Raw genomic sequence first — 21,731 nt, 5'->3', positions numbered from 1 at the left:
AGGCGACACTTTGCGCATAATTTTTCATCCTAAAGTGCAAGACTGTTTGTAATTACCATCAATTACGTTTCACCAATGCGGCAGTTGAAGGGAAAAATAACCTCATTAAAGCCTTACAACGTCGTCACTTTTTTATGCGTAACCTGCAACACTATAAGGAAACGATTTGACTCGAGTGCAATGTAGAATGAATTGAATACGGCTCTTAGTCAAGCAGATGTTTTGGTGAAGAGCCGAAATAAGGATTTCCTTTAATTTAGTTTGTTGAGATTTATAAGAAAGAGATGTATAGCAATACAAATATAGAGGTAGCTAAAAAATTATAAGAGTTATTTAATACTCGAAAAATCGTAAAATAGCTTACTAATTCAAGATTTATAAAAAAGATAATTTAATAGCAAAAAAACACTTGCGAATGTTTTAGAATCATGATAAATTATTAATTGTCGCTAAGACGACGTAGAAACAAAACGAATTCGAAAAACATTAAAAAGATGTTGACATACGAATTCGAGAGTGATAGTATATAAAGAGTTGTCGCTTCTGAAACGAAGTTGAGAAACTTTCAAAAAAAGATTTGACAACGAAAACAAGAAATGTTATACTGAAAAAGTTGCTGAAACAAAACGGCGACGGAATGAACCTTGAAAACTGAACAAGCAAAACGTAATCAATAAAGTTTTTAGTAACTAACCTTGAGTTGGTGAACGAAACAAAATTTTGGACATCAAACATGATGCCAGCAAAACAATTTGAGCTAATCAAATTTCTTTTATGGAGAGTTTGATCCTGGCTCAGGACGAACGCTGGCGGCGTGCCTAATACATGCAAGTCGAGCGAACAGAGAAGGAGCTTGCTCCTTTGACGTTAGCGGCGGACGGGTGAGTAACACGTGGGCAACCTACCTTATAGTTTGGGATAACTCCGGGAAACCGGGGCTAATACCGAATAATCTGTTTTACCTCATGGTGAAACACTGAAAGACGGTTTCGGCTGTCGCTATAAGATGGGCCCGCGGCGCATTAGCTAGTTGGTGAGGTAACGGCTCACCAAGGCGACGATGCGTAGCCGACCTGAGAGGGTGATCGGCCACACTGGGACTGAGACACGGCCCAGACTCCTACGGGAGGCAGCAGTAGGGAATCTTCCACAATGGGCGAAAGCCTGATGGAGCAACGCCGCGTGAGTGAAGAAGGTTTTCGGATCGTAAAACTCTGTTGTAAGGGAAGAACAAGTACAGTAGTAACTGGCTGTACCTTGACGGTACCTTATTAGAAAGCCACGGCTAACTACGTGCCAGCAGCCGCGGTAATACGTAGGTGGCAAGCGTTGTCCGGAATTATTGGGCGTAAAGCGCGCGCAGGCGGTCCTTTAAGTCTGATGTGAAAGCCCACGGCTCAACCGTGGAGGGTCATTGGAAACTGGGGGACTTGAGTGCAGAAGAGGAAAGTGGAATTCCAAGTGTAGCGGTGAAATGCGTAGAGATTTGGAGGAACACCAGTGGCGAAGGCGACTTTCTGGTCTGTAACTGACGCTGAGGCGCGAAAGCGTGGGGAGCAAACAGGATTAGATACCCTGGTAGTCCACGCCGTAAACGATGAGTGCTAAGTGTTAGGGGGTTTCCGCCCCTTAGTGCTGCAGCTAACGCATTAAGCACTCCGCCTGGGGAGTACGGTCGCAAGACTGAAACTCAAAGGAATTGACGGGGGCCCGCACAAGCGGTGGAGCATGTGGTTTAATTCGAAGCAACGCGAAGAACCTTACCAGGTCTTGACATCCCGTTGACCACTGTAGAGATATGGTTTTCCCTTCGGGGACAACGGTGACAGGTGGTGCATGGTTGTCGTCAGCTCGTGTCGTGAGATGTTGGGTTAAGTCCCGCAACGAGCGCAACCCTTGATCTTAGTTGCCATCATTTAGTTGGGCACTCTAAGGTGACTGCCGGTGACAAACCGGAGGAAGGTGGGGATGACGTCAAATCATCATGCCCCTTATGACCTGGGCTACACACGTGCTACAATGGACGATACAAACGGTTGCCAACTCGCGAGAGGGAGCTAATCCGATAAAGTCGTTCTCAGTTCGGATTGTAGGCTGCAACTCGCCTACATGAAGCCGGAATCGCTAGTAATCGCGGATCAGCATGCCGCGGTGAATACGTTCCCGGGCCTTGTACACACCGCCCGTCACACCACGAGAGTTTGTAACACCCGAAGTCGGTGGGGTAACCTTTTGGAGCCAGCCGCCGAAGGTGGGATAGATGATTGGGGTGAAGTCGTAACAAGGTAGCCGTATCGGAAGGTGCGGCTGGATCACCTCCTTTCTAAGGATATTTTCGGAATACAAACCTAGGGTTTGTAAGATTACGTTTTGCGTTCAGTTTTGAAGGTTCATTCTTACGAATGAAACACTTCAAAACTTGTTCTTTGAAAACTGGATAAAACGACATTGAAATTGTAACAAACACATTAATTTTTTAAGTTTTTTTATAGGCTTAATAACTTGGTTAAGTTATTAAGGGCGCACGGCGAATGCCTTGGCACTAGGAGCCGAAGAAGGACGGCACTAACACCGATATGCTTCGGGGAGCTGTAAGTGAGCTTTGATCCGGAGATTTCCGAATGGGGGAACCCACTACGTTTAATCGCGTAGTATCTTGACGTGAATTCATAGCGTCTTGAAGGCAGACCCAGGGAACTGAAACATCTAAGTACCTGGAGGAAGAGAAAGAAAAATCGATTCCCTGAGTAGCGGCGAGCGAAACGGGAAGAGCCCAAACCAAGAGGCTTGCCTCTTGGGGTTGTAGGACACTCTATACGGAGTTACAAAAGAGCGAGTTAGATGAAGCGACTTGGAAAGGTCCGCCAGAGCAGGTAAAAGCCCTGTAGTCGAAAGTTCGTTCTCTCCTGAGTGGATCCTGAGTACGGCGGAACACGTGAAATTCCGTCGGAATCCGGGAGGACCATCTCCCAAGGCTAAATACTACCTAGTGACCGATAGTGAACCAGTACCGTGAGGGAAAGGTGAAAAGCACCCCGGAAGGGGAGTGAAAGAGATCCTGAAACCGTGTGCCTACAAGTAGTTAGAGCCCGTTAATGGGTGATAGCGTGCCTTTTGTAGAATGAACCGGCGAGTTACGATTACGTGCGAGGTTAAGCTTTAGAAGGCGGAGCCGCAGCGAAAGCGAGTCTGAATAGGGCGAATTAGTACGTGGTCGTAGACCCGAAACCAGGTGATCTACCCATGTCCAGGGTGAAGGTGAGGTAACACTTACTGGAGGCCCGAACCCACGCACGTTGAAAAGTGCGGGGATGAGGTGTGGGTAGCGGAGAAATTCCAATCGAACTTGGAGATAGCTGGTTCTCTCCGAAATAGCTTTAGGGCTAGCCTCGTGATGAGAATACTGGAGGTAGAGCACTGTTTGGACTAGGGGGCCATCCCGGTTTACCGAATTCAGACAAACTCCGAATGCCAGATATTTATACACGGGAGTCAGACTGCGAGTGATAAGATCCGTAGTCAAAAGGGAAACAGCCCAGACCACCAGCTAAGGTCCCAAAGTAATCGTTAAGTGGAAAAGGATGTGGCGTTGCACAGACAACCAGGATGTTGGCTTAGAAGCAGCCATCATTTAAAGAGTGCGTAATAGCTCACTGGTCGAGTGACGCTGCGCCGAAAATGTATCGGGGCTAAACGATTCACCGAAGCTGTGGATTGACATCTATGATGTCAGTGGTAGGAGAGCGTTCTAAGTGCGTTGAAGTCAGATCGGAAGGACTGGTGGAGCGCTTAGAAGTGAGAATGCCGGTATGAGTAGCGAAAGACGGGTGAGAATCCCGTCCACCGTATGACTAAGGTTTCCTGAGGAAGGCTCGTCCGCTCAGGGTTAGTCGGGACCTAAGCCGAGGCCGATAGGCGTAGGCGATGGACAACAGGTTGATATTCCTGTACCACCTCCTCACCGTTTGAGAAATGGGGGGACGCAGTAGGATAGGGTAAGCGCGCCGTTGGTTGTGCGCGTCCAAGCAGTAAGGCGTGTGTGTAGGCAAATCCGCACACTGTAACGTTGAGCTGTGATGGCGAGTCCGTATGGACGAAGTTCCTGATTTCACACTGCCAAGAAAAGCCTCTATCGAGGTGAGAGGTGCCCGTACCGCAAACCGACACAGGTAGTCGAGGAGAGAATCCTAAGGTGTGCGAGAGAACTCTCGTTAAGGAACTCGGCAAAATGACCCCGTAACTTCGGGAGAAGGGGTGCTCTTGAGCGTGCAAGCGCATGAGAGCCGCAGTGAATAGGCCCAGGCGACTGTTTAGCAAAAACACAGGTCTCTGCAAAACCGTAAGGTGACGTATAGGGGCTGACGCCTGCCCGGTGCTGGAAGGTTAAGAGGAGTGGTTAGCGCAAGCGAAGCTGCGAATTGAAGCCCCAGTAAACGGCGGCCGTAACTATAACGGTCCTAAGGTAGCGAAATTCCTTGTCGGGTAAGTTCCGACCCGCACGAAAGGCGTAACGATCTGGGCACTGTCTCAACGAGAGACTCGGTGAAATTATAGTACCTGTGAAGATGCAGGTTACCCGCGACAGGACGGAAAGACCCCGTGGAGCTTTACTGTAGCCTGATATTGAATTTTGGTACAACTTGTACAGGATAGGTAGGAGCCAGAGATCTCGGAGCGCCAGCTTCGAAGGAGGCGTCGGTGGGATACTACCCTGGTTGTATTGAAATTCTAACCCATGCCCCTTAGCGGGGTAGGAGACAGTGTCAGGCGGACAGTTTGACTGGGGCGGTCGCCTCCTAAAAGGTAACGGAGGCGCCCAAAGGTTCCCTCAGAATGGTTGGAAATCATTCGTAGAGTGTAAAGGCACAAGGGAGCTTGACTGCGAGACCTACAAGTCGAGCAGGGTCGAAAGACGGGCTTAGTGATCCGGTGGTTCCGCATGGAAGGGCCATCGCTCAACGGATAAAAGCTACCCCGGGGATAACAGGCTTATCTCCCCCAAGAGTCCACATCGACGGGGAGGTTTGGCACCTCGATGTCGGCTCATCGCATCCTGGGGCTGTAGTCGGTCCCAAGGGTTGGGCTGTTCGCCCATTAAAGCGGTACGCGAGCTGGGTTCAGAACGTCGTGAGACAGTTCGGTCCCTATCCGTCGTGGGCGTAGGAAATTTGAGAGGAGCTGTCCTTAGTACGAGAGGACCGGGATGGACACACCGCTGGTGTACCAGTTGTCTTGCCAAAGGCATCGCTGGGTAGCTATGTGTGGACGGGATAAGTGCTGAAAGCATCTAAGCATGAAGCCCCCCTCAAGATGAGATTTCCCATTACGCAAGTAAGTAAGATCCCTCAAAGACGATGAGGTAGATAGGTTCGAGGTGGAAGTGTGGTGACACATGGAGCTGACGAATACTAATCGATCGAGGACTTAACCACAATGTTTGAAACATTCAATGCACCGTTTATCCAGTTTTGAAAGAACAATTCTTTCATCAAGGGTTTCAAGATACGAGTAGTTCGAGGAAGAGATGGAGAGAGGAAAGGAGCGTACTCAAGTACGTGACTGACTGAACGACAGAAGCTGACGAAGAAATACGATGTATATTGAAAGCCGAAAATAGTCTAGTGATGATGGCAAAGAGGTCACACCCGTTCCCATACCGAACACGGAAGTTAAGCTCTTTAGCGCCGATGGTAGTTGGGGGCTTCCCCCTGTGAGAGTAGGACGTCGCTAGGCACACAAAAGCCACTGAGAAATCAGTGGCTTTTTTCTGTGAAAATAAATAACGCATTATAGCCTTGAATATTTTTGGATAGGCATAAGTAATTTAAGAAAGCAGTGCCCTCATTATGAGGTAACTTCCTTTATATAAAACTTTTGGTCTTAACTAGCTAATTGTGAATCTTTTACGGTTCCTTGGTTTACAACTTGATGTAAATGTTCAGAAGCATTCGTAGCGATATGGCAACGAATGCTTTTTTCTTGCCTCATTTAATTTATTTCAGCAAATATTTTTGTATCGTAAGTGCAACGTCAGCTACAGATATTTCTTGTAAGGTAAGTACAACGTCAGTTACAGAAGTCTCGCACCTCAATAGGTGGTGAGATGAATGCGGGTCTAAATTACTTTTCAGGGATGTCTAGCAACCGATATTTCGTTGTTAAAGCTCAATTTCGACATCTAGATCTGCTTAATTTGCCTCATTCATGATACGTGGATCTCCTTTGAGCGCCATGTATTTTCTCATTTGCCCACACTTTCTAAATTCCTAGGCGAGTCGCATGTACAAAAAGCCTACCCTGATTTCCGCAATAATGATTACTGTCGTACCTTTTTATACTAGGAATCGTTGTTTGTAGTTTCAGTTGCCCCACTAGTAATTTGGTAATAAGAAATTTATACGTACTTCAATGTCTTTTTATGAAATGATATACTAACTAAAATTTATAGATTTTGATACCTCTACATTCCTGTTAAAAAACTGCCTTAGAAGACTGCTGGTGAAACGATTAGAAACAAAAGCGACGGTTAGAATTATCGAACAGACGGATAGAAGAGCCGAAACGACGGATAAAACCATTGAATCGACCGATTAAAACATCAAATCGACGGATAGAACGTTTTGGGAAGCTTCACATTGTGCTCACCTCACCTCAACATTTAATATAGAATTATAAATTATCAGGTGTGTTGATTAACTATTTTTATCCACCCTAATTTTTCCGCTACATGCTCTTCATCATAACATGTGGTTGATTTCTTTGATAGAAAGAGCTTGTTTTTCGATAAAAGCCCAAATAGTTTCGATAAAATGAGATTTTGTTTCGATAAAAGCTCAAATAGTTTCGATAAAGAGCGATTTTGTTTCGATAAATCTTCAAAGTATTCTTATAAAACGAACAAAAGTAGCTTTAGCAATTCTGTTTTGGGGCTCGACACTAAATAGCAACAAGAATAACCCTTTCATCGATCAATAATAAACCTATTTTTTCCTAATCAACACGCCTGATAAATTATAGCTTAAAGTAAAAGTGGGACGAGCATTACTAGCGAATTTTAAGTTGAAAAATTAACACAAATCGTGGTCTGTTAGTGGGGGAATTAAAATGAGGCGTAACATCTTTTCTGCTATATCTATCTTGTCCTTCATGATTATATTTTTTATGTTTGGCTATGATCCAACAAAATGGTATGGTAGTTTTTTTAATTTCCTTTACGATATAAGTATATTTACACCATTTGCATTAGGGGGAATGGGGATAATTAGCGCAAGTTTTGGCATTAAAGGCGATATCCGTTTGGTTCTTATTGTACTCAATGCTTTTTTATTGTGCCTTTTCCTAGGTGCCTATTTAACTTCTTTCAGCGGATCTCTAAACATCCGCTGAAAAGAGGAACTCAGGCTAAGAACTTCAAACGCCTGAGTGACCAACATCGTGTTGTTGCTGTCGCTACGCTTTCACACAAAAAAACACCTGTTGCTGTCGCTACGCTTTCACACAAAAAAACACCTGTTGTTGTCGCTACGCTTTCGCACAAAAAACATTTGTTGCTGTCGCTATGCTCATTTGTTGGCCTAAAACCTCTGGCGGATGTCATGGGTTCGGAAATGGAATTCTATGTACATCTGACGCAATTATGCCGAGACATAATGGATTGGGAATTTTCGAATTTCAAAATCCTTAATAAAGAACTGCAGATTTTATTCCTGCAGTTCTTTTACTTTATCCTCAATCAGAAACTTAAAGGTATAATTACTTTGAATTAATAAATCATACATACTAAATGAAGAATCTCAAGGTATAATGGAACTCATACGAGGAAAAATAATTGGATTCAAGATTGAAAGGGCGAAAGATTTGGGGAAAAAACAAATTTGGTATGAGGTAGAAGAAAACGAGTCAATTGAAGATTGTTTGGCAAGAATGCGTCGAGATGGTTATATGGCAGCGGGAAGAAAAGAAGAGCCTATTTTTCACTTAGTAGATGGAGAACCAACGTATTTACGCCAAAAAATACAATTCAAAGCGATGGACTATCAAGATTTTGAGTAGATTTGACTAAAATCCGAACATTCATAATTAGCTAAAATAAAATGTTCGCATTTTTGCATTGACGATAGTGAAATCACTTGTTAAAATGTGAGAAGGAAAAACAAATAAGTCCCACATATATGCTAGAGGATTGGCTCTAGTGTCTCTACCCGGCACCGTAAATGCTGGACTATGCGGGAAAGCACTTTTGGCGTGTTACGAGAAGGGATATGTACTGATATGTACATATGCATATTCTTTTCATAATAAGTCCTCAAGTAAACTGCTTTCACGTGTATGGTAGGGAGTAGTTTATTTGAGGATTTTCTTTGTTATAAAAGTAAAGCTATATGAGGAATAAAGGCTTGCACAATATTTGATCATTTTTCTATCGTTTAAAAGGAGCGACAATTCATGAATCCGAAAATCGGTGTCATTATGGGTAGTTCAAGTGACTGGGAAACAATGAAACATGCATGTGATATTTTAGATGAATTACAAGTACCGTACGAGAAAAAGGTTGTATCTGCACATCGTACTCCTGATTTAATGTTTGAGTATGCAGAATTAGCACGTGAGCGAGGTATTCAAGTAATTATTGCGGGTGCAGGTGGAGCTGCGCATTTACCTGGAATGGTAGCAGCTAAAACAACGTTACCGGTAATTGGTGTTCCCGTACAATCTCGTGCTCTTAACGGTCTTGATTCGCTATTATCAATCGTTCAAATGCCTGGCGGTGTACCTGTAGCAACAGTAGCGATTGGCAAAGCAGGAGCGACTAATGCAGGCTTGCTAGCGGCGCAAATTTTATCAACAACAGACGTAGAGCTTGCTAATAAACTAGATGCTAGACGTGAAGCCACAAAGCAACAAGTATTGGAAAGCACAGGTGACTTAGTGTGACAAAGATTATTTATCCAGGGCAAACGATAGGCATTATCGGAGGAGGACAGCTTGGCCGTATGATGGCACTTGCTGCTAAAGAAGTAGGCTTTAAAATTGCCGTTCTTGAACCATCAATGGACTCACCATGTGGACAGGTTGCGGATATACGTATTGTAGCACCATATGATGATGAGGCAGCTTTAGAAGAGCTTGCTGAGGTAAGTGACGTTATAACGTATGAGTTTGAAAATATCGATTACGAAGGCTTAAAACGTTTAACACAAATTGCTTACGTTCCGCAGGGTCCAGAGTTAGTACGCATTACTCAAAACCGTGTGACTGAGAAGGAAGCGATTGTGAACGCAGGTTGTCCAGTAGCACCTTATATTGTTGCAAATACATATGAGGAATTAGTAGCCAATATCGATAAGATTGGTTATCCTTGTATAGTCAAAACAGCAAGAGGCGGTTACGATGGCAAAGGGCAGCAGCTTTTAAAATCTGTAGAAGACCTACCGTTAGCAAAAGACCTTTTCTCTCATTCACAATGTATTGCTGAGGGATTTGTACCTTTCGCGAAAGAGGTATCAGTTATTGTCCAAAGAAACGGTAATGGTGAATCATATTGTCAGCCAGTTGGAGAAAATATTCATGTTCATCATATTTTACACGAAACGATCGTGCCGGCCCGTATAAAAGAGGAAACAGCACTGGCTGCAGAACGAGAAGCCTTGAAGATTGCTGATTACTTACATTTAGTAGGGACACTGGCTGTAGAAATGTTTGTATTAGAAGATGGTGGAATCGTAATTAATGAATTAGCACCAAGACCTCATAATTCAGGTCACTATTCAATAGAAGCATGTAATGTTTCACAGTTCCATCAGCATATTCGCGCTATTTGTGGTTGGCCACTACGTAAACCACAACTTTGGGCACCATCTATTATGGTAAATGTTTTAGGGCAGCATGTAATGCCACTTAGTAACTCAATTGCTAAATATCCTGAATGGTCTATACATCTTTATGGGAAAGCTGAAGCTAAGGTGAACCGTAAGATGGGCCACGTAACGATTATGACAAAAGACTTAGAGAAAACACTACAACAAATCGAGAGTTCTGGCATTTGGTCAGAATAGAAGGAGATACGCAATGATTGAACGTTACACAAGACCCGAAATGGGCGCAATTTGGACAGAACAAAATAAATATCAAGCTTGGCTAGAAGTTGAAATTTTAGCATGTGAAGCTTGGGCAGAATTAGGAGACATTCCAAAAGAAGATGTAGCTAAAATACGTGAAAATGCTTCATTTGATGTAAATCGTATTTTAGAGATTGAGCAAGAAACTCGTCATGATGTTGTAGCATTCACTCGTGCCGTATCTGAAACACTTGGTGAAGAGCGAAAATGGGTGCACTACGGTTTAACTTCAACGGACGTAGTTGATACAGCCCTTTCTTACTTAATTAAACAAGCGAATGATATTTTACGTAAAGACATCGTGAATTTCATTGATATTATAGCAGCGAAAGCGAAAGAGCATAAGCATACAGTCATGATGGGACGTACACATGGTGTTCATGCTGAGCCAACGACTTTCGGTTTAAAACTAGGTTTATGGTATGAAGAAATGAAGCGTAACCTTGAGCGCTTTGAAGCGGCAGCAAAAGTAATTGAAACAGGAAAAATGTCTGGAGCAGTTGGAACATATGCCAATATCGATCCTCGAGTTGAGCAATATGTATGCGATCAATTAGGACTTGCAGCATCACCTATTTCAACACAAACATTACAACGTGATCGCCATGCGCAGTATTTAGGTGCTTTGGCATTAATCGCAACATCAATAGAGAAATTTGCAACAGAGATTCGCGGCTTGCAGAAATCTGAAACGCGAGAAGTTGAAGAAGCCTTTGCAAAAGGACAAAAAGGTTCGTCAGCGATGCCGCATAAACGTAATCCAATCGGGTCTGAAAATATGGTTGGTATGTCACGTTTAATGCGTGGTTATATGGTGACAGCTTATGAAAACGTAGCTTTATGGCATGAGCGTGATATTTCACATTCATCTGCAGAGCGCGTAATTTTACCGGATGCAACGATTACACTTAACTATATGTTAAATCGCTTCGGTAACCTTGTGAAAAACTTAACAGTATTCCCTGAAAACATGAAACGTAATATGGGTCGCACTTTTGGTCTAATTTATTCTCAACGCATCTTATTAGCACTTATCGATAAAGGATTAGTGCGTGAGGAGGCGTATGATACAGTACAACCTCTAGCGATGCAGGCGTGGGATGAGCAAGTTCAGTTCCGTACGTTAGTCGATGCGAGTGAAAAAATCACATCGTATTTAACGAAGGAAGAGCTAGATGAGTGCTTTGACTACAACTACCATTTACAGCATGTAGACATGATTTTTGAGCGTCTTGGACTTAACTAATATTTATTGAGCAATAAATGTTAAAGCCACAAGCGGATGTTACAGAATTGAATCGTATACGAACGATTCAATTCTGAACAATACGCGCGTAATTCATAATATCAGGGGGAAGAACGAAATGATTAAAGGTCAACTTTTGTATGAAGGTAAAGCAAAAAAATTGTATACAACAGAGGAGCCAAATGTTCTACTCGTTGAGTACAAGGATAGTGCAACAGCGTTTAATGGTGAGAAAAAAGAAGAAATTGAAGGAAAAGGCGTATTAAATAACCGCATTACTTCATTAATTTTCGAAAAATTACAAGCTTACGGAATTGCGTCACATTTCGTAAAACAATTGTCTGATACACAACAGCTTGTAAAACAGGTAGATATTATTCCGATTGAGGTTGTTGTTCGTAATATAGCAGCAGGTAGTTTAGCGAAACGCCTTGGCTTAGAGGAAGGTACACCATTAAAACGTCCAATCGTTGAGTTTTATTATAAAGACGACGAGCTTGGTGATCCACTCATTTCAACGGAACATATTGATGTACTTGATCTTGCAACTCCTGAAGAAGTGACAGCCATTTATGACGGTGCACTAGCTGTTAACAAAGTTCTGCAGCCAATATTTGCAGATGTCAATGTTACGTTAATTGACTTTAAATTAGAGTTCGGACGTGACAATGACGGAAGTGTACTACTGGCAGATGAAATATCACCAGATACTTGCAGACTTTGGGATGCTACTACAAAGCAAAAGTTAGACAAAGACGTCTTTCGTAGAGACCTTGGTAATTTAACTGAAGTTTATACTATTATACTTTCTAGACTCGGAGGCAAATAACAATGAAAAAAGTTAAAATTTACGTAACATTACGCGAGAGCATTCTTGATCCACAAGGTTCAGCCGTACAAGGTTCTTTAGTAAAGATGGGTTACGCTGAAGTAGAAGATTTACGTATCGGTAAATATCTTGAACTAACAATTAAAGATACAGAACGTGACATTGATACTCTAGTAAAAGAAATGTGTGAAAAGGTTTTAACTAACGTTGTAATCGAAGACTACCGTTACGAAGTCGAGGAGGCTAACTAATCATGAAATTCGCAGTACTCGTATTCCCTGGGTCAAACTGTGATATCGATATGTATCATGCGATTAAAGACGAGCTAGGTGAAGAAGTAGAATATGTATGGCATACAGAAACAGATTTAAGTGGCTTTGATGGCATTTTAGTTCCAGGAGGCTTCTCGTACGGGGATTATCTTCGCTGTGGTGCGATGGCAAACCAATCTAATATTATGGCAGAGGTCAAGAAAGCAGCGGATGCTGGTAAGCCAGTATTAGGGGTATGTAATGGATTCCAAATTTTAACGGAAGCGGGTTTATTACCTGGTGCATTACTTCGCAACAAAAATTTAAAATTCATGTGCCGTACAATCCAGCTTAAGGTTGAAAACAACAATACCTTATTCACTAACCAATATGAGCAAGGTCAAGTTATCAATATTCCAATCGCACATGGTGAAGGTAACTACTACTGTGACGAGGAAACTTTACAAAAGTTAAAAGACAACAATCAAATCGTGTTCACGTACTCAGGTGAAAATCCAAACGGTTCTTTAGAAGATATCGCGGGGATTGTAAACGAGCGCGGCAATGTATTAGGGATGATGCCTCACCCAGAGCGAGCTGTTGATGCACTAGTGGGCGGAGCAGACGGTCTAGCGGTATTTAAATCAATTGTGAAGCAGTGGAGGGAAAATCATGTCAACAACTAAGTTTGAGCCAACAGCACAGCAAATTAAAGATGAAAAGCTATACGCTGGTATGGGGATGTCAGACGAAGAATTTGCAATGGTAGAAGGTATTCTAGGACGTCTGCCAAATTGGACAGAGACAGGTCTTTTCTCAGTAATGTGGTCTGAGCACTGCTCATACAAAAATTCAAAACCAGTGTTACGTAAATTCCCTACAAAGGGTCCTCAAGTTTTACAAGGTCCAGGTGAAGGTGCTGGTATCGTAGATATTGGTGACGAACAAGCGGTTGTATTTAAAATGGAATCACATAACCACCCATCAGCAATTGAGCCTTATCAAGGTGCTGCAACGGGTGTTGGTGGTATAATCCGTGACGTTTTCTCAATGGGTGCACGTCCAATTGCGATGCTGAACTCACTACGCTTTGGCGAATTAAAATCGGCGCGTGGTAAATATTTATTCGAAGAAGTAGTTGCTGGTATCGCAGGTTACGGTAACTGTATCGGTATTCCTACTGTAGGTGGCGAGATTCAATTTGATCCTTGCTATGAAGGCAATCCACTTGTTAATGCAATGTGTGTAGGTTTAATTGACCATAAAGATATTCAACGTGGAATCGCGGCTGGCGTAGGAAATACAGTCATGTATGTCGGCGCAAAAACAGGTCGTGATGGTATCCACGGAGCAACATTCGCATCTGAGGAGTTAACAGAAGAATCAGAGAACCAACGTCCTGCAGTACAAGTAGGGGATCCGTTTATGGAGAAACTTTTACTTGAAGCGTGTTTAGAAGTAGTAAAATCAGATGCTCTAGTGGGTATTCAAGATATGGGTGCTGCTGGTCTAACTTCTTCATCTGCAGAAATGGCTTCTAAGGCTGGCTCTGGTGTAGAAATGAACTTAGATTTAGTACCACAACGTGAGACAGGCATGACTGCATATGAAATGATGCTATCTGAATCTCAGGAGCGTATGCTACTTGTTGTGAAAAAAGGTCGCGAAGATGAAATTAAAGCGATTTTTGATAAATATGATTTAGATGCTGTGGCAATTGGTCGAGTGACAGATGATAAAATGCTTCGCTTATTACACAATGGTGAAGTTGTAGCGGAAGTACCTGCTGATGCACTTGCAGAAGATGCACCAGTTTATCATAAGCCATCTGCAGAGCCTGCTTACTATGGTGAGTTCCAGGCGATAGAAAACGCTGAACCAGCTGTAACAGATTACAAAGAAACATTAAACGCACTTTTAAAAGCACCAACAATCGCTTCTAAAGAGTGGGTTTACGATCAATATGATTATCAAGTACGTACATCAACAGTCGTTGCACCAGGCTCTGATGCAGCAGTTATCCGCGTTCGTGGTACAAACAAAGGTTTAGCGATGACTACAGACTGTAATTCTCGTTATATTTTCCTAGATCCAGAGGTAGGCGGTGCCATTGCGGTAGCAGAGGCTGCTCGTAATATTGTAGCAACTGGTGGTACACCATTAGCGATTACTGACTGCTTAAACTTCGGTAATCCTGAGAAACCAGAAATCTTCTGGCAAATTGAAAAATCAGCTGATGGTATTTCAGCAGCTTGTACGGCACTGAATGCACCTGTAATCGGTGGTAACGTATCTCTTTATAACGAACGTTCTGGTGAAGCTGTTTACCCAACACCAACAATCGGTATGGTTGGACTAATTGAAGATTTAGCACATGTGACAACTCAAGAAGTAAAAGCTGCTGGCGATGTAGTATTTGTGATCGGCGATACAAAAACTGAATTTGGCGGTTCTGAGCTTCAAAAACTAGTGAATAATGGGGTTATTTCAGGGAAAGCACCAGCTATTGACTTAGAAGTTGAAGCTGCACGTCAACAAGCATTGCTTAAAGCGATTAAAACAGGAATCGTACAATCTGCACATGATGTAGCAGAAGGTGGTCTTGCAGTAGCGCTTGCTGAAACAACATTTGGCGCCAATGGCTTAGGTGTTGAGATTACATTAGCGGGCTCTGCGACAACGGCATTATTCAGTGAAACACAATCTCGTTTCGTTGTATCAGTGAAAGAAGAAAATGCTGCTGCGTTTGTAGAAATTGTAAAAGATGCACAGAAAATCGGTGTCGTAACAAACGATGCGCTTGTTAAAATCAACGGTGACAACGGTGTGCTTGTAGAAGGTACAGTGGAGGAATTCCGTTCTAATTGGAAAGGAGCAATCCCATGCTTGCTGAACTCAGAGGCTTAAACGAAGAATGTGGGGTGTTTGGTATTTGGGGCAACTCAAATCCAGCGCACCTTAGTTATTACGGGCTTCATGCTCTTCAACACCGTGGCCAAGAAGGCGCAGGGATCGTCGTTTCTGACGGTCAGCATCTTCGCGCGGTGAAAGGCGAAGGATTAGTGAACGATGTTTTCAACGAAGAGAAATTAAAGGCAGTTAATGGAAAAGCAGCAATTGCTCACGTTCGTTATACGACTGCAGGTGGAGGCGGTATTGAAAATGTACAGCCGTTACTATTCCACTCCTCAACTGGTAGCCTTTCAATTGCTCATAACGGTAACTTAGTCAATGCAACGCACTTAAAACAGTATTTAGAGCGTCAAGGTAGTATTTTTCATTCTAGCTCCGATACAGAAGTGCTAGCGCATCTTATTAAGAAAAGCTCGCATTCACCATTCCGTGCAAAGGTGAAAAATGCCCTTTCATTATTAAAGGGGGCGTATTCGGTCTTAATTATGACTAAAGATGAAATGCTTGTTGCACGTGATCCACATGGTTTACGTCCCTTATCTCTTGGAAAGCTAGGAGATGGCTGGGTTGTGGCCTCTGAAACTTGTGCATTCGATTTAATAGGTGCAGAATTTGTTCGCTCTGTTGAACCAGGTGAGTTATTAATTATTAATGACGAGGGTGTCAAATCTGATCGTTTTGCAGATATGAATAAACGTGCAATGTGCGCGATGGAGTACGTGTATTTAGCACGTCCTGATTCTGATATTGATGGTATTAACGTCCATATGGCACGTAAACGTATGGGAAAACAGCTTGCTCGTGAATGTGCACACATTGAAGCGGATGTTGTAACAGGTGTACCTGATTCAAGTATCTCTGCAGCAATCGGCTTTGCAGAGGAAAGCGGTATTCCATATGAGCTTGGTCTTATTAAAAATCGTTATGTAGGTCGTACGTTTATCCAACCAACACAGGAATTACGTGAACGCGGTGTGAAAATGAAGCTTTCTCCAGTTGTTCAAGTCGTCAAAGGGAAACGAGTAGTGATGGTGGACGATTCAATTGTTCGCGGTACAACTTCACGACGTATTGTAAAAATGTTAAAAGATGCTGGTGCGGCAGAAGTACATGTTGTGATTTCCTCACCACCAATGACAGATCCTTGCTATTATGGCATCGATACTTCGACGCATGAGGAACTGATTGCATCAAGCCACAATGTAGAGGAAATCCGTGACGCTATAGGAGCCGATTCATTAACATTCCTTTCAGTTGAAGGCATGGTAGAAACGATTGCAAGACCATATGAAGATGAAAACCGTGGACTATGCCTAGCTTGTTTTACAGGCAAATATCCAACGGAAATTTTCCCAGATACAATCTTACCACATGAAAAAGAACTATTACGTTAAGAAAAACATCTAACTATGCCAAGGCGATTTGGATGATAAGGAGGAACTCTGCGTGTCAAAAGCATATGAACAAGCAGGTGTAAATATTGAAGCGGGCTATGAAGCCGTAAAACGAATGAAGTCTCACGTTGAACGTACAAACCGTCTAGGTGTGATGGGCACGTTTGGTGGCTTTGGTGGTATGTTTGACTTGTCAGAACTAAATCTTAAGGAACCTGTTCTTATTTCAGGTACAGATGGTGTTGGGACAAAGCTAAAGCTAGCATTTATGGTGGACAAGCATGACACGATTGGTGTGGACTGTGTAGCGATGTGTGTCAATGATATTGTAGCGCAAGGTGCTGAACCCCTTTACTTTTTAGACTATGTAGCTCTTGGAAAGGCAGAGCCAGCGAAAATTGAACAAATTGTTAAAGGCGTTGCGGATGGCTGTGTGCAATCTGGTGCGGCATTAATCGGTGGTGAAACTGCAGAGATGCCTGGTCTTTACGAAGAGGATGAATATGATTTAGCTGGTTTTGCAGTAGGAGCTTGTGAAAAATCAGCAATCGTAACAGGTGAGAAAATAGTAGAAGGTGACGTGCTTGTTGGTATTGCTTCAAGTGGTGTGCATTCAAACGGTTACTCATTAGTACGAAAAATTGTCTTTGCTGATAATCATTACGCTGTTGATGCGATTGTTGAAGGCTACGAGGATCTTGGTCCTATCGGGGAAGCCTTGTTAGTGCCAACAAAACTATATGCGAAACCTGTGCTGGCAGCTTTAAAGGCAGCGGATGTTCATGGCTGTGCACATGTAACGGGCGGTGGTTTTTATGAAAACCTACCACGTATGATGCCAGAAGGTTTAGCGACAGAGATTGACTTAGGATCTTGGCCTGTCTTACGTATTTTTGAGTTTTTAAAAGAAAAAGGACAGTTAGAGGACAAGGATTTATATAATGTCTTTAACATGGGCATTGGCTTTGTTTTAGCTGTACCTGCAGCTGAAGTAGATAAAGTACTTGCTACAGTAGAAGCAAATGGTGAAAAAGCATATAAAATCGGTCGCGTTGTGAAAGGCGATGGTGTTGTATTCAATGGCTCACATGATGGGAGCTTAGTGTAATGACTGCACCAACTAAAATTGCCGTTTTTGCTTCAGGCAGCGGTAGTAATTTTCAGGCCATTCAAGAGGCTATTGAACGTGGCGAACTTAATGCAAAGGTTGAACTTGTTGTGACAGATAAGCCTGGCGCATTTGTAGTTACACGTGCTGAAAACTTTAATATTCCAGTGCTAGCTTTAAGTCCAAAAGAGTTTGCTTCAAAAGCAGATTATGAGACTGCTATTATCGAGGCTCTTCATGAATGTAATGTGGAATGGATTGTGCTTGCAGGTTATATGCGATTAATTAGTGAAGTATTACTAACGGCATATCCACAGCGCATTGTGAATATTCATCCTTCATTATTACCAGCTTTCCCTGGTAAGGACGCCATTGGTCAAGCGATGGAACATGGCGTCAAGGTAACAGGTGTAACTGTGCATTTTGTAGATGAAGGTATGGACACAGGCCCTATTATTGCTCAAGCAGCAGTGTCTGTTGTTGATGGTGATCGTGAGGCGACAGAAGCGGCAGTTCATAGGGAAGAGCATGTACTCTATACAAAAGCTTTAGAGCAACTATTAAAGTAATAGATTGATCAGAGAGTTAGGTATTGCCTAATCAAAACCTAACTCTGCCCGACCAATAATAGTAAGACATATTCGTGGCTAACACGATAAAATTGGTTCATCACCAAAAGATGTGGATGACTTTTGTTAAAACGTCTACTATGTAAATAAGTTGATTGGAGTGGAGGCTGGGCGACTCCTTGGGGATCAGCGTCACAGATGAGACCCTGGAGCGAGCAAAGCGAGTGAAGCGGCTCAACGGACGCCCCCAGGAAGCTCTGCTCTGCGCGAAAGCGAAGCGTCAGCGGCAAATGTTTTCTGTAGCGAAAGCAAAGCGTCAGCTACAAAGCGCCCAGACGGAACGGAAATCAACTACACGTTATGGTGATGATTCTAAAAATTAGGAGGATTTCGTTGTGACAAAACGTGCATTAATCAGTGTTTCCAATAAAGATGGTATTTTAGAATTTGCAAGAGAATTAGTAGCATTAGGTTATGAAATTTTATCAACTGGTGGTACGAAAAAAATGTTACAAGACAATAATGTTGCCGTAACAGCAGTCGATGAAGTAACTAAATTCCCTGAAATTTTAGATGGTCGTGTAAAAACGTTAAATCCAATGATTCACGGTGGACTATTAGGAAAGTTTGACGATGCGTCTCATCAAGCACAAATGAATGAGCATGGAATTGAGCCAATTGAGATTGTTTGTGTCAATCTTTACCCGTTCGTTGAAACAATTTCAAAGCCTAATGTAACGTGGGATGATGCGATTGAAAATATTGATATCGGTGGTCCAACAATGTTACGTTCTGCAGCAAAAAACCATCAATATGTAACGGTAATTGTGGATAGCAATGACTATGCGAACGTATTAGAGGAACTTAAAGCTAATGGTACAACGACAATTGAAACACGTCGTAAGCTAGCTGCAAAAGTTTTCCGTCACACAGCTGCGTATGATTCATATATATCAAACTACTTAACAGAAGAAGAGTTCCCTGAGAGCTTAACGATGACATATGAATTAAAACAGAACTTACGCTATGGAGAAAATCCTCATCAAAAAGCCGCTTTCTATCAAAAACGTCTTGGCTCTGAATTCTCATTAGCTTATGCAACGCAACTACATGGTAAAGAGTTATCATACAACAATATTCAAGACGGGAATGCAGCATTGCAAATTGTAAAAGAGTTTGAAATGCCTGCAGCAGTAGCTGTAAAGCATATGAACCCTTGTGGTGTTGGTACAGGTACAACATTAGAAGAAGCGTTTGATAAAGCATACGAAGCAGATCCAACGTCTATTTTCGGTGGCATTATTGCTTTAAATATGGAAGTAGATGCAGCAACTGCTGAAAAATTAAGCCATATCTTTTTAGAAATTATTATTGCAACATCCTTCTCTCAGGAAGCACTTGATATTTTAATGAAGAAGAAAAATATTCGCTTATTAACAATTCCTTTTGAGCAAGCGAAACAAGATCAATTTAATGTTGTTTCAGTAGAGGGTGGTCTTCTTGTACAAGAACCAGATCGCTACGGATTTGCCAATGCAGATATTAAAGTAGTGACAGACCGTGAACCGACAGCACAAGAATGGGAAGCATTACAACTTGGCTGGGCAGTTGTGAAGCACGTTAAATCTAATGCAATCGTTGTGACAGATTCTCAAATGACTTTAGGTGTTGGTGCTGGTCAAATGAACCGAGTTGGAGCGGCTAAAATTGCGTTTGAGCAAGCGGGTGAAAAAGCTAAAGGTGCAGCACTTGCATCAGATGCATTCTTCCCTATGAGCGATACAGTAGAAGCAGCGGCAGCGGCAGGCATTACAGCAATTATTCAACCAGGCGGCTCTATTAAAGATCAGGATTCAATCGATAAAGCAAATGAGTACGGTATTGCAATGGTATTCACTGGCGTACGTCATTTCAAACACTAATTAGAACATGTTAAACACTAAGACCGAGATGTTGGTTCATCTCGGTCTTACTTACAAATAGGAGGATTCCCTAAAATGAACGTATTAGTAATTGGAAGCGGCGGTCGTGAGCATGCTATCGCCAAACAATTTAGTATTTCACCATCTGTCGATAAAGTATTTGTAGCGCCTGGTAATGATGGTATGAGAGGCGATGCAGAAATCGTTGCTATTGATACAATGGATTTTGCAGGTCTAGCACAATTTGCGAAAGAAAATGCAGTAGATTTAACTTTTGTTGGGCCAGAGCAACCACTTGCTGAAGGAATCGTGGATTTCTTTAATAGTCGTGGCTTACGAGTATTTGGTCCAACAAAGGCAGCAGCACAAATCGAAAGCAGTAAATCATACGCTAAGGATATTATGAATAAATATCATATCCCAACAGCAGCCCATGAAACGTTCACTGAAGCAGATAAGGCTATAGCCTATATTAAAGAGCAAGGTGCACCGATCGTTATCAAGGCAGACGGTTTGGCAGCTGGTAAAGGTGTAGTTGTAGCAATGACGGAAGATGAAGCAATTGAAGCTGTAGAGGATATGATTGGTAACCAACGTTTTGGTGAGTCCTCTTCTCGTGTTGTCATTGAAGAATTTTTGGACGGGGAAGAATTCTCCTTTATGTCATTTGTCCATAAAGGTCAGATTTATCCAATGGTGATTGCTCAAGACCATAAACGTGCTTATGATGGTGATAAAGGTCCAAACACAGGTGGTATGGGAGCTTATTCACCGGTACCTCAAATCTCACAAGAAGTAGTAGATGTTGCGTATAAGACGATTGTTGAACCAACCGTGAAAGGTATGGAGGCAGATGATGTATCGTTTACAGGGATACTATATGCAGGATTGATTTTAACGAAAAATGGCCCAAAGGTGATTGAGTTTAATGCACGCTTTGGAGATCCAGAAACACAAGTAGTTTTACCACGTATGGCATCTGACTTTGGTGAATTTATGATGGCATTAATGGATGAAAAGCCATTTGATCTGCAATGGTCTGAAGAAGCAATGCTTGGAGTAGTTATTGCTGCAGAAGGCTATCCAGGGGACGTTGAAAAAGGCAATACATTACCTAACTTAGAGGCTCTATCAGCTTCACATGCAGTATTCCATGCAGGTACAAAACTTGTTGATGGAAATTTTGTCGGTAATGGCGGTCGAGTATTATTAGTTGGAGCAAAAGCCTCAACTTTAAAGGAAGCGCAAGAAAAAGTATACGCAGGTATTGCAACTGAAGATTGGAACAATTTCTTCTACCGTAAAGATATTGGCTGGCGTACGTTTAAGTAGTAGACGTGTCGACTTCGGAAATATAAGTTGTTTATAGGTGCCCTTTTTA

At 42.4% G+C, this 21,731-nt stretch carries 15 protein-coding genes, 3 rRNA genes and 1 riboswitch; all 18 genes read left to right on the top strand.

Annotated features, from left to right (window positions below; genetic code table 11):
* The first annotated feature begins 26 nt into the window (after positions 1-26).
* Complete coding sequence (locus tag QUF91_RS28225; RefSeq protein ID WP_350224360.1) at positions 27-170, top strand: transposase; 144 nt, start codon at positions 27-29, stop codon at positions 168-170.
* Between the two features lie 601 nt (positions 171-771).
* Positions 772-2,323: ribosomal RNA gene (locus QUF91_RS24810) — 16S ribosomal RNA — on the top strand.
* Positions 2,324-2,504: 181 nt separating this feature from the next.
* Positions 2,505-5,432 (top strand): 23S ribosomal RNA (locus tag QUF91_RS24805).
* A 185-nt stretch (positions 5,433-5,617) separates the two neighbouring features.
* Positions 5,618-5,733 (top strand): 5S ribosomal RNA (gene rrf, locus QUF91_RS24800).
* The 16S, 23S and 5S rRNA genes sit together here, the layout of an rRNA operon.
* A gap of 2,124 nt (positions 5,734-7,857) precedes the next feature.
* Positions 7,858-8,052, top strand: coding sequence for an NETI motif-containing protein (locus QUF91_RS24795; protein ID WP_289419711.1), 195 nt, complete (start codon positions 7,858-7,860; stop codon positions 8,050-8,052).
* 93 nt (positions 8,053-8,145) lie between these two features.
* A riboswitch (purine riboswitch) is annotated at positions 8,146-8,244 on the top strand.
* Positions 8,245-8,445: 201 nt separating this feature from the next.
* A complete protein-coding gene (gene purE / locus QUF91_RS24790; protein ID WP_285397068.1) occupies positions 8,446-8,934 on the top strand; it encodes a 5-(carboxyamino)imidazole ribonucleotide mutase in 489 nt (162 codons plus the stop codon).
* Positions 8,931-10,055: a 5-(carboxyamino)imidazole ribonucleotide synthase gene (purK, locus tag QUF91_RS24785; protein WP_285397067.1), complete on the top strand. Its 1,125-nt coding sequence runs from the start codon at positions 8,931-8,933 to the stop codon at positions 10,053-10,055. The genes purE and purK overlap by 4 nt, the downstream gene beginning before the upstream one ends.
* 13 nt (positions 10,056-10,068) lie before the next feature.
* Positions 10,069-11,364, top strand: coding sequence for an adenylosuccinate lyase (gene purB, locus QUF91_RS24780; RefSeq protein ID WP_285397066.1), 1,296 nt, complete (start codon positions 10,069-10,071; stop codon positions 11,362-11,364).
* A gap of 118 nt (positions 11,365-11,482) precedes the next feature.
* On the top strand, positions 11,483-12,193 hold the full coding sequence (gene purC, locus QUF91_RS24775) for a phosphoribosylaminoimidazolesuccinocarboxamide synthase (protein ID WP_289419710.1): 711 nt from the start codon (positions 11,483-11,485) through the stop codon (positions 12,191-12,193).
* Between the two features lie 2 nt (positions 12,194-12,195).
* Positions 12,196-12,444 (top strand): phosphoribosylformylglycinamidine synthase subunit PurS, encoded by a 249-nt coding sequence (purS, locus tag QUF91_RS24770; protein WP_053482994.1) that lies wholly within the window; start codon positions 12,196-12,198, stop codon positions 12,442-12,444.
* A 2-nt stretch (positions 12,445-12,446) separates the two neighbouring features.
* Complete coding sequence (gene purQ, locus QUF91_RS24765) at positions 12,447-13,130, top strand: phosphoribosylformylglycinamidine synthase subunit PurQ (RefSeq protein ID WP_285397064.1); 684 nt, start codon at positions 12,447-12,449, stop codon at positions 13,128-13,130.
* Positions 13,117-15,351, top strand: coding sequence for a phosphoribosylformylglycinamidine synthase subunit PurL (purL, locus tag QUF91_RS24760; RefSeq protein ID WP_285397063.1), 2,235 nt, complete (start codon positions 13,117-13,119; stop codon positions 15,349-15,351). The genes purQ and purL overlap by 14 nt, the downstream gene beginning before the upstream one ends.
* Positions 15,327-16,751, top strand: a complete 1,425-nt coding sequence (gene purF / locus QUF91_RS24755) for an amidophosphoribosyltransferase (protein ID WP_285397062.1) — start codon at positions 15,327-15,329, stop codon at positions 16,749-16,751. The genes purL and purF overlap by 25 nt, the downstream gene beginning before the upstream one ends.
* Positions 16,752-16,803: 52 nt before the next feature.
* Positions 16,804-17,859: a phosphoribosylformylglycinamidine cyclo-ligase gene (purM, locus tag QUF91_RS24750; RefSeq protein WP_285397061.1), complete on the top strand. Its 1,056-nt coding sequence runs from the start codon at positions 16,804-16,806 to the stop codon at positions 17,857-17,859.
* Positions 17,859-18,428 carry a phosphoribosylglycinamide formyltransferase gene (gene purN / locus QUF91_RS24745; RefSeq protein WP_285397060.1) on the top strand — a complete coding sequence of 190 codons (570 nt, stop codon included), beginning with the start codon at positions 17,859-17,861 and terminating at the stop codon, positions 18,426-18,428. Before purM ends, purN begins: the two co-directional genes overlap by 1 nt.
* A gap of 179 nt (positions 18,429-18,607) precedes the next feature.
* A complete protein-coding gene (locus tag QUF91_RS24740) occupies positions 18,608-18,811 on the top strand; it encodes a hypothetical protein (RefSeq protein WP_289419709.1) in 204 nt (67 codons plus the stop codon).
* 12 nt (positions 18,812-18,823) lie between these two features.
* Entirely contained in the window at positions 18,824-20,350 is a 1,527-nt protein-coding gene (gene purH, locus QUF91_RS24735) for a bifunctional phosphoribosylaminoimidazolecarboxamide formyltransferase/IMP cyclohydrolase (protein ID WP_285397057.1), read from the top strand.
* Positions 20,351-20,425: 75 nt separating this feature from the next.
* On the top strand, positions 20,426-21,682 hold the full coding sequence (gene purD, locus QUF91_RS24730) for a phosphoribosylamine--glycine ligase (protein WP_285397056.1): 1,257 nt from the start codon (positions 20,426-20,428) through the stop codon (positions 21,680-21,682).
* Positions 21,683-21,731: the final 49 nt, after the last annotated feature.

It is taken from the genome of Lysinibacillus sp. G4S2, assembly GCF_030348505.1.
In the GTDB taxonomy this organism is placed as follows: domain Bacteria; phylum Bacillota; class Bacilli; order Bacillales_A; family Planococcaceae; genus Lysinibacillus.
The sequence above is the reverse complement of the archived record's forward strand: the minus strand, read 5'-3'. Positions and strand labels throughout refer to the sequence as shown.

What these genes read in the sequence shown, in the direction of transcription:
- purE (WP_285397068.1), top strand. Translation starts at nt 8,446, where the DNA reads ATGAATCCGAAAATCGGTGTCATTATGGGTAGTTCAAGTGACTGGGAA.
- purB (WP_285397066.1), top strand. Translation starts at nt 10,069, where the DNA reads ATGATTGAACGTTACACAAGACCCGAAATGGGCGCAATTTGGACAGAA.
- purF (WP_285397062.1), top strand. Translation starts at nt 15,327, where the DNA reads ATGCTTGCTGAACTCAGAGGCTTAAACGAAGAATGTGGGGTGTTTGGT.
- purS (WP_053482994.1), top strand. Translation starts at nt 12,196, where the DNA reads ATGAAAAAAGTTAAAATTTACGTAACATTACGCGAGAGCATTCTTGAT.
- purC (WP_289419710.1), top strand. Translation starts at nt 11,483, where the DNA reads ATGATTAAAGGTCAACTTTTGTATGAAGGTAAAGCAAAAAAATTGTAT.
- purL (WP_285397063.1), top strand. Translation starts at nt 13,117, where the DNA reads ATGTCAACAACTAAGTTTGAGCCAACAGCACAGCAAATTAAAGATGAA.
- purD (WP_285397056.1), top strand. Translation starts at nt 20,426, where the DNA reads ATGAACGTATTAGTAATTGGAAGCGGCGGTCGTGAGCATGCTATCGCC.
- purQ (WP_285397064.1), top strand. Translation starts at nt 12,447, where the DNA reads ATGAAATTCGCAGTACTCGTATTCCCTGGGTCAAACTGTGATATCGAT.
- purN (WP_285397060.1), top strand. Translation starts at nt 17,859, where the DNA reads ATGACTGCACCAACTAAAATTGCCGTTTTTGCTTCAGGCAGCGGTAGT.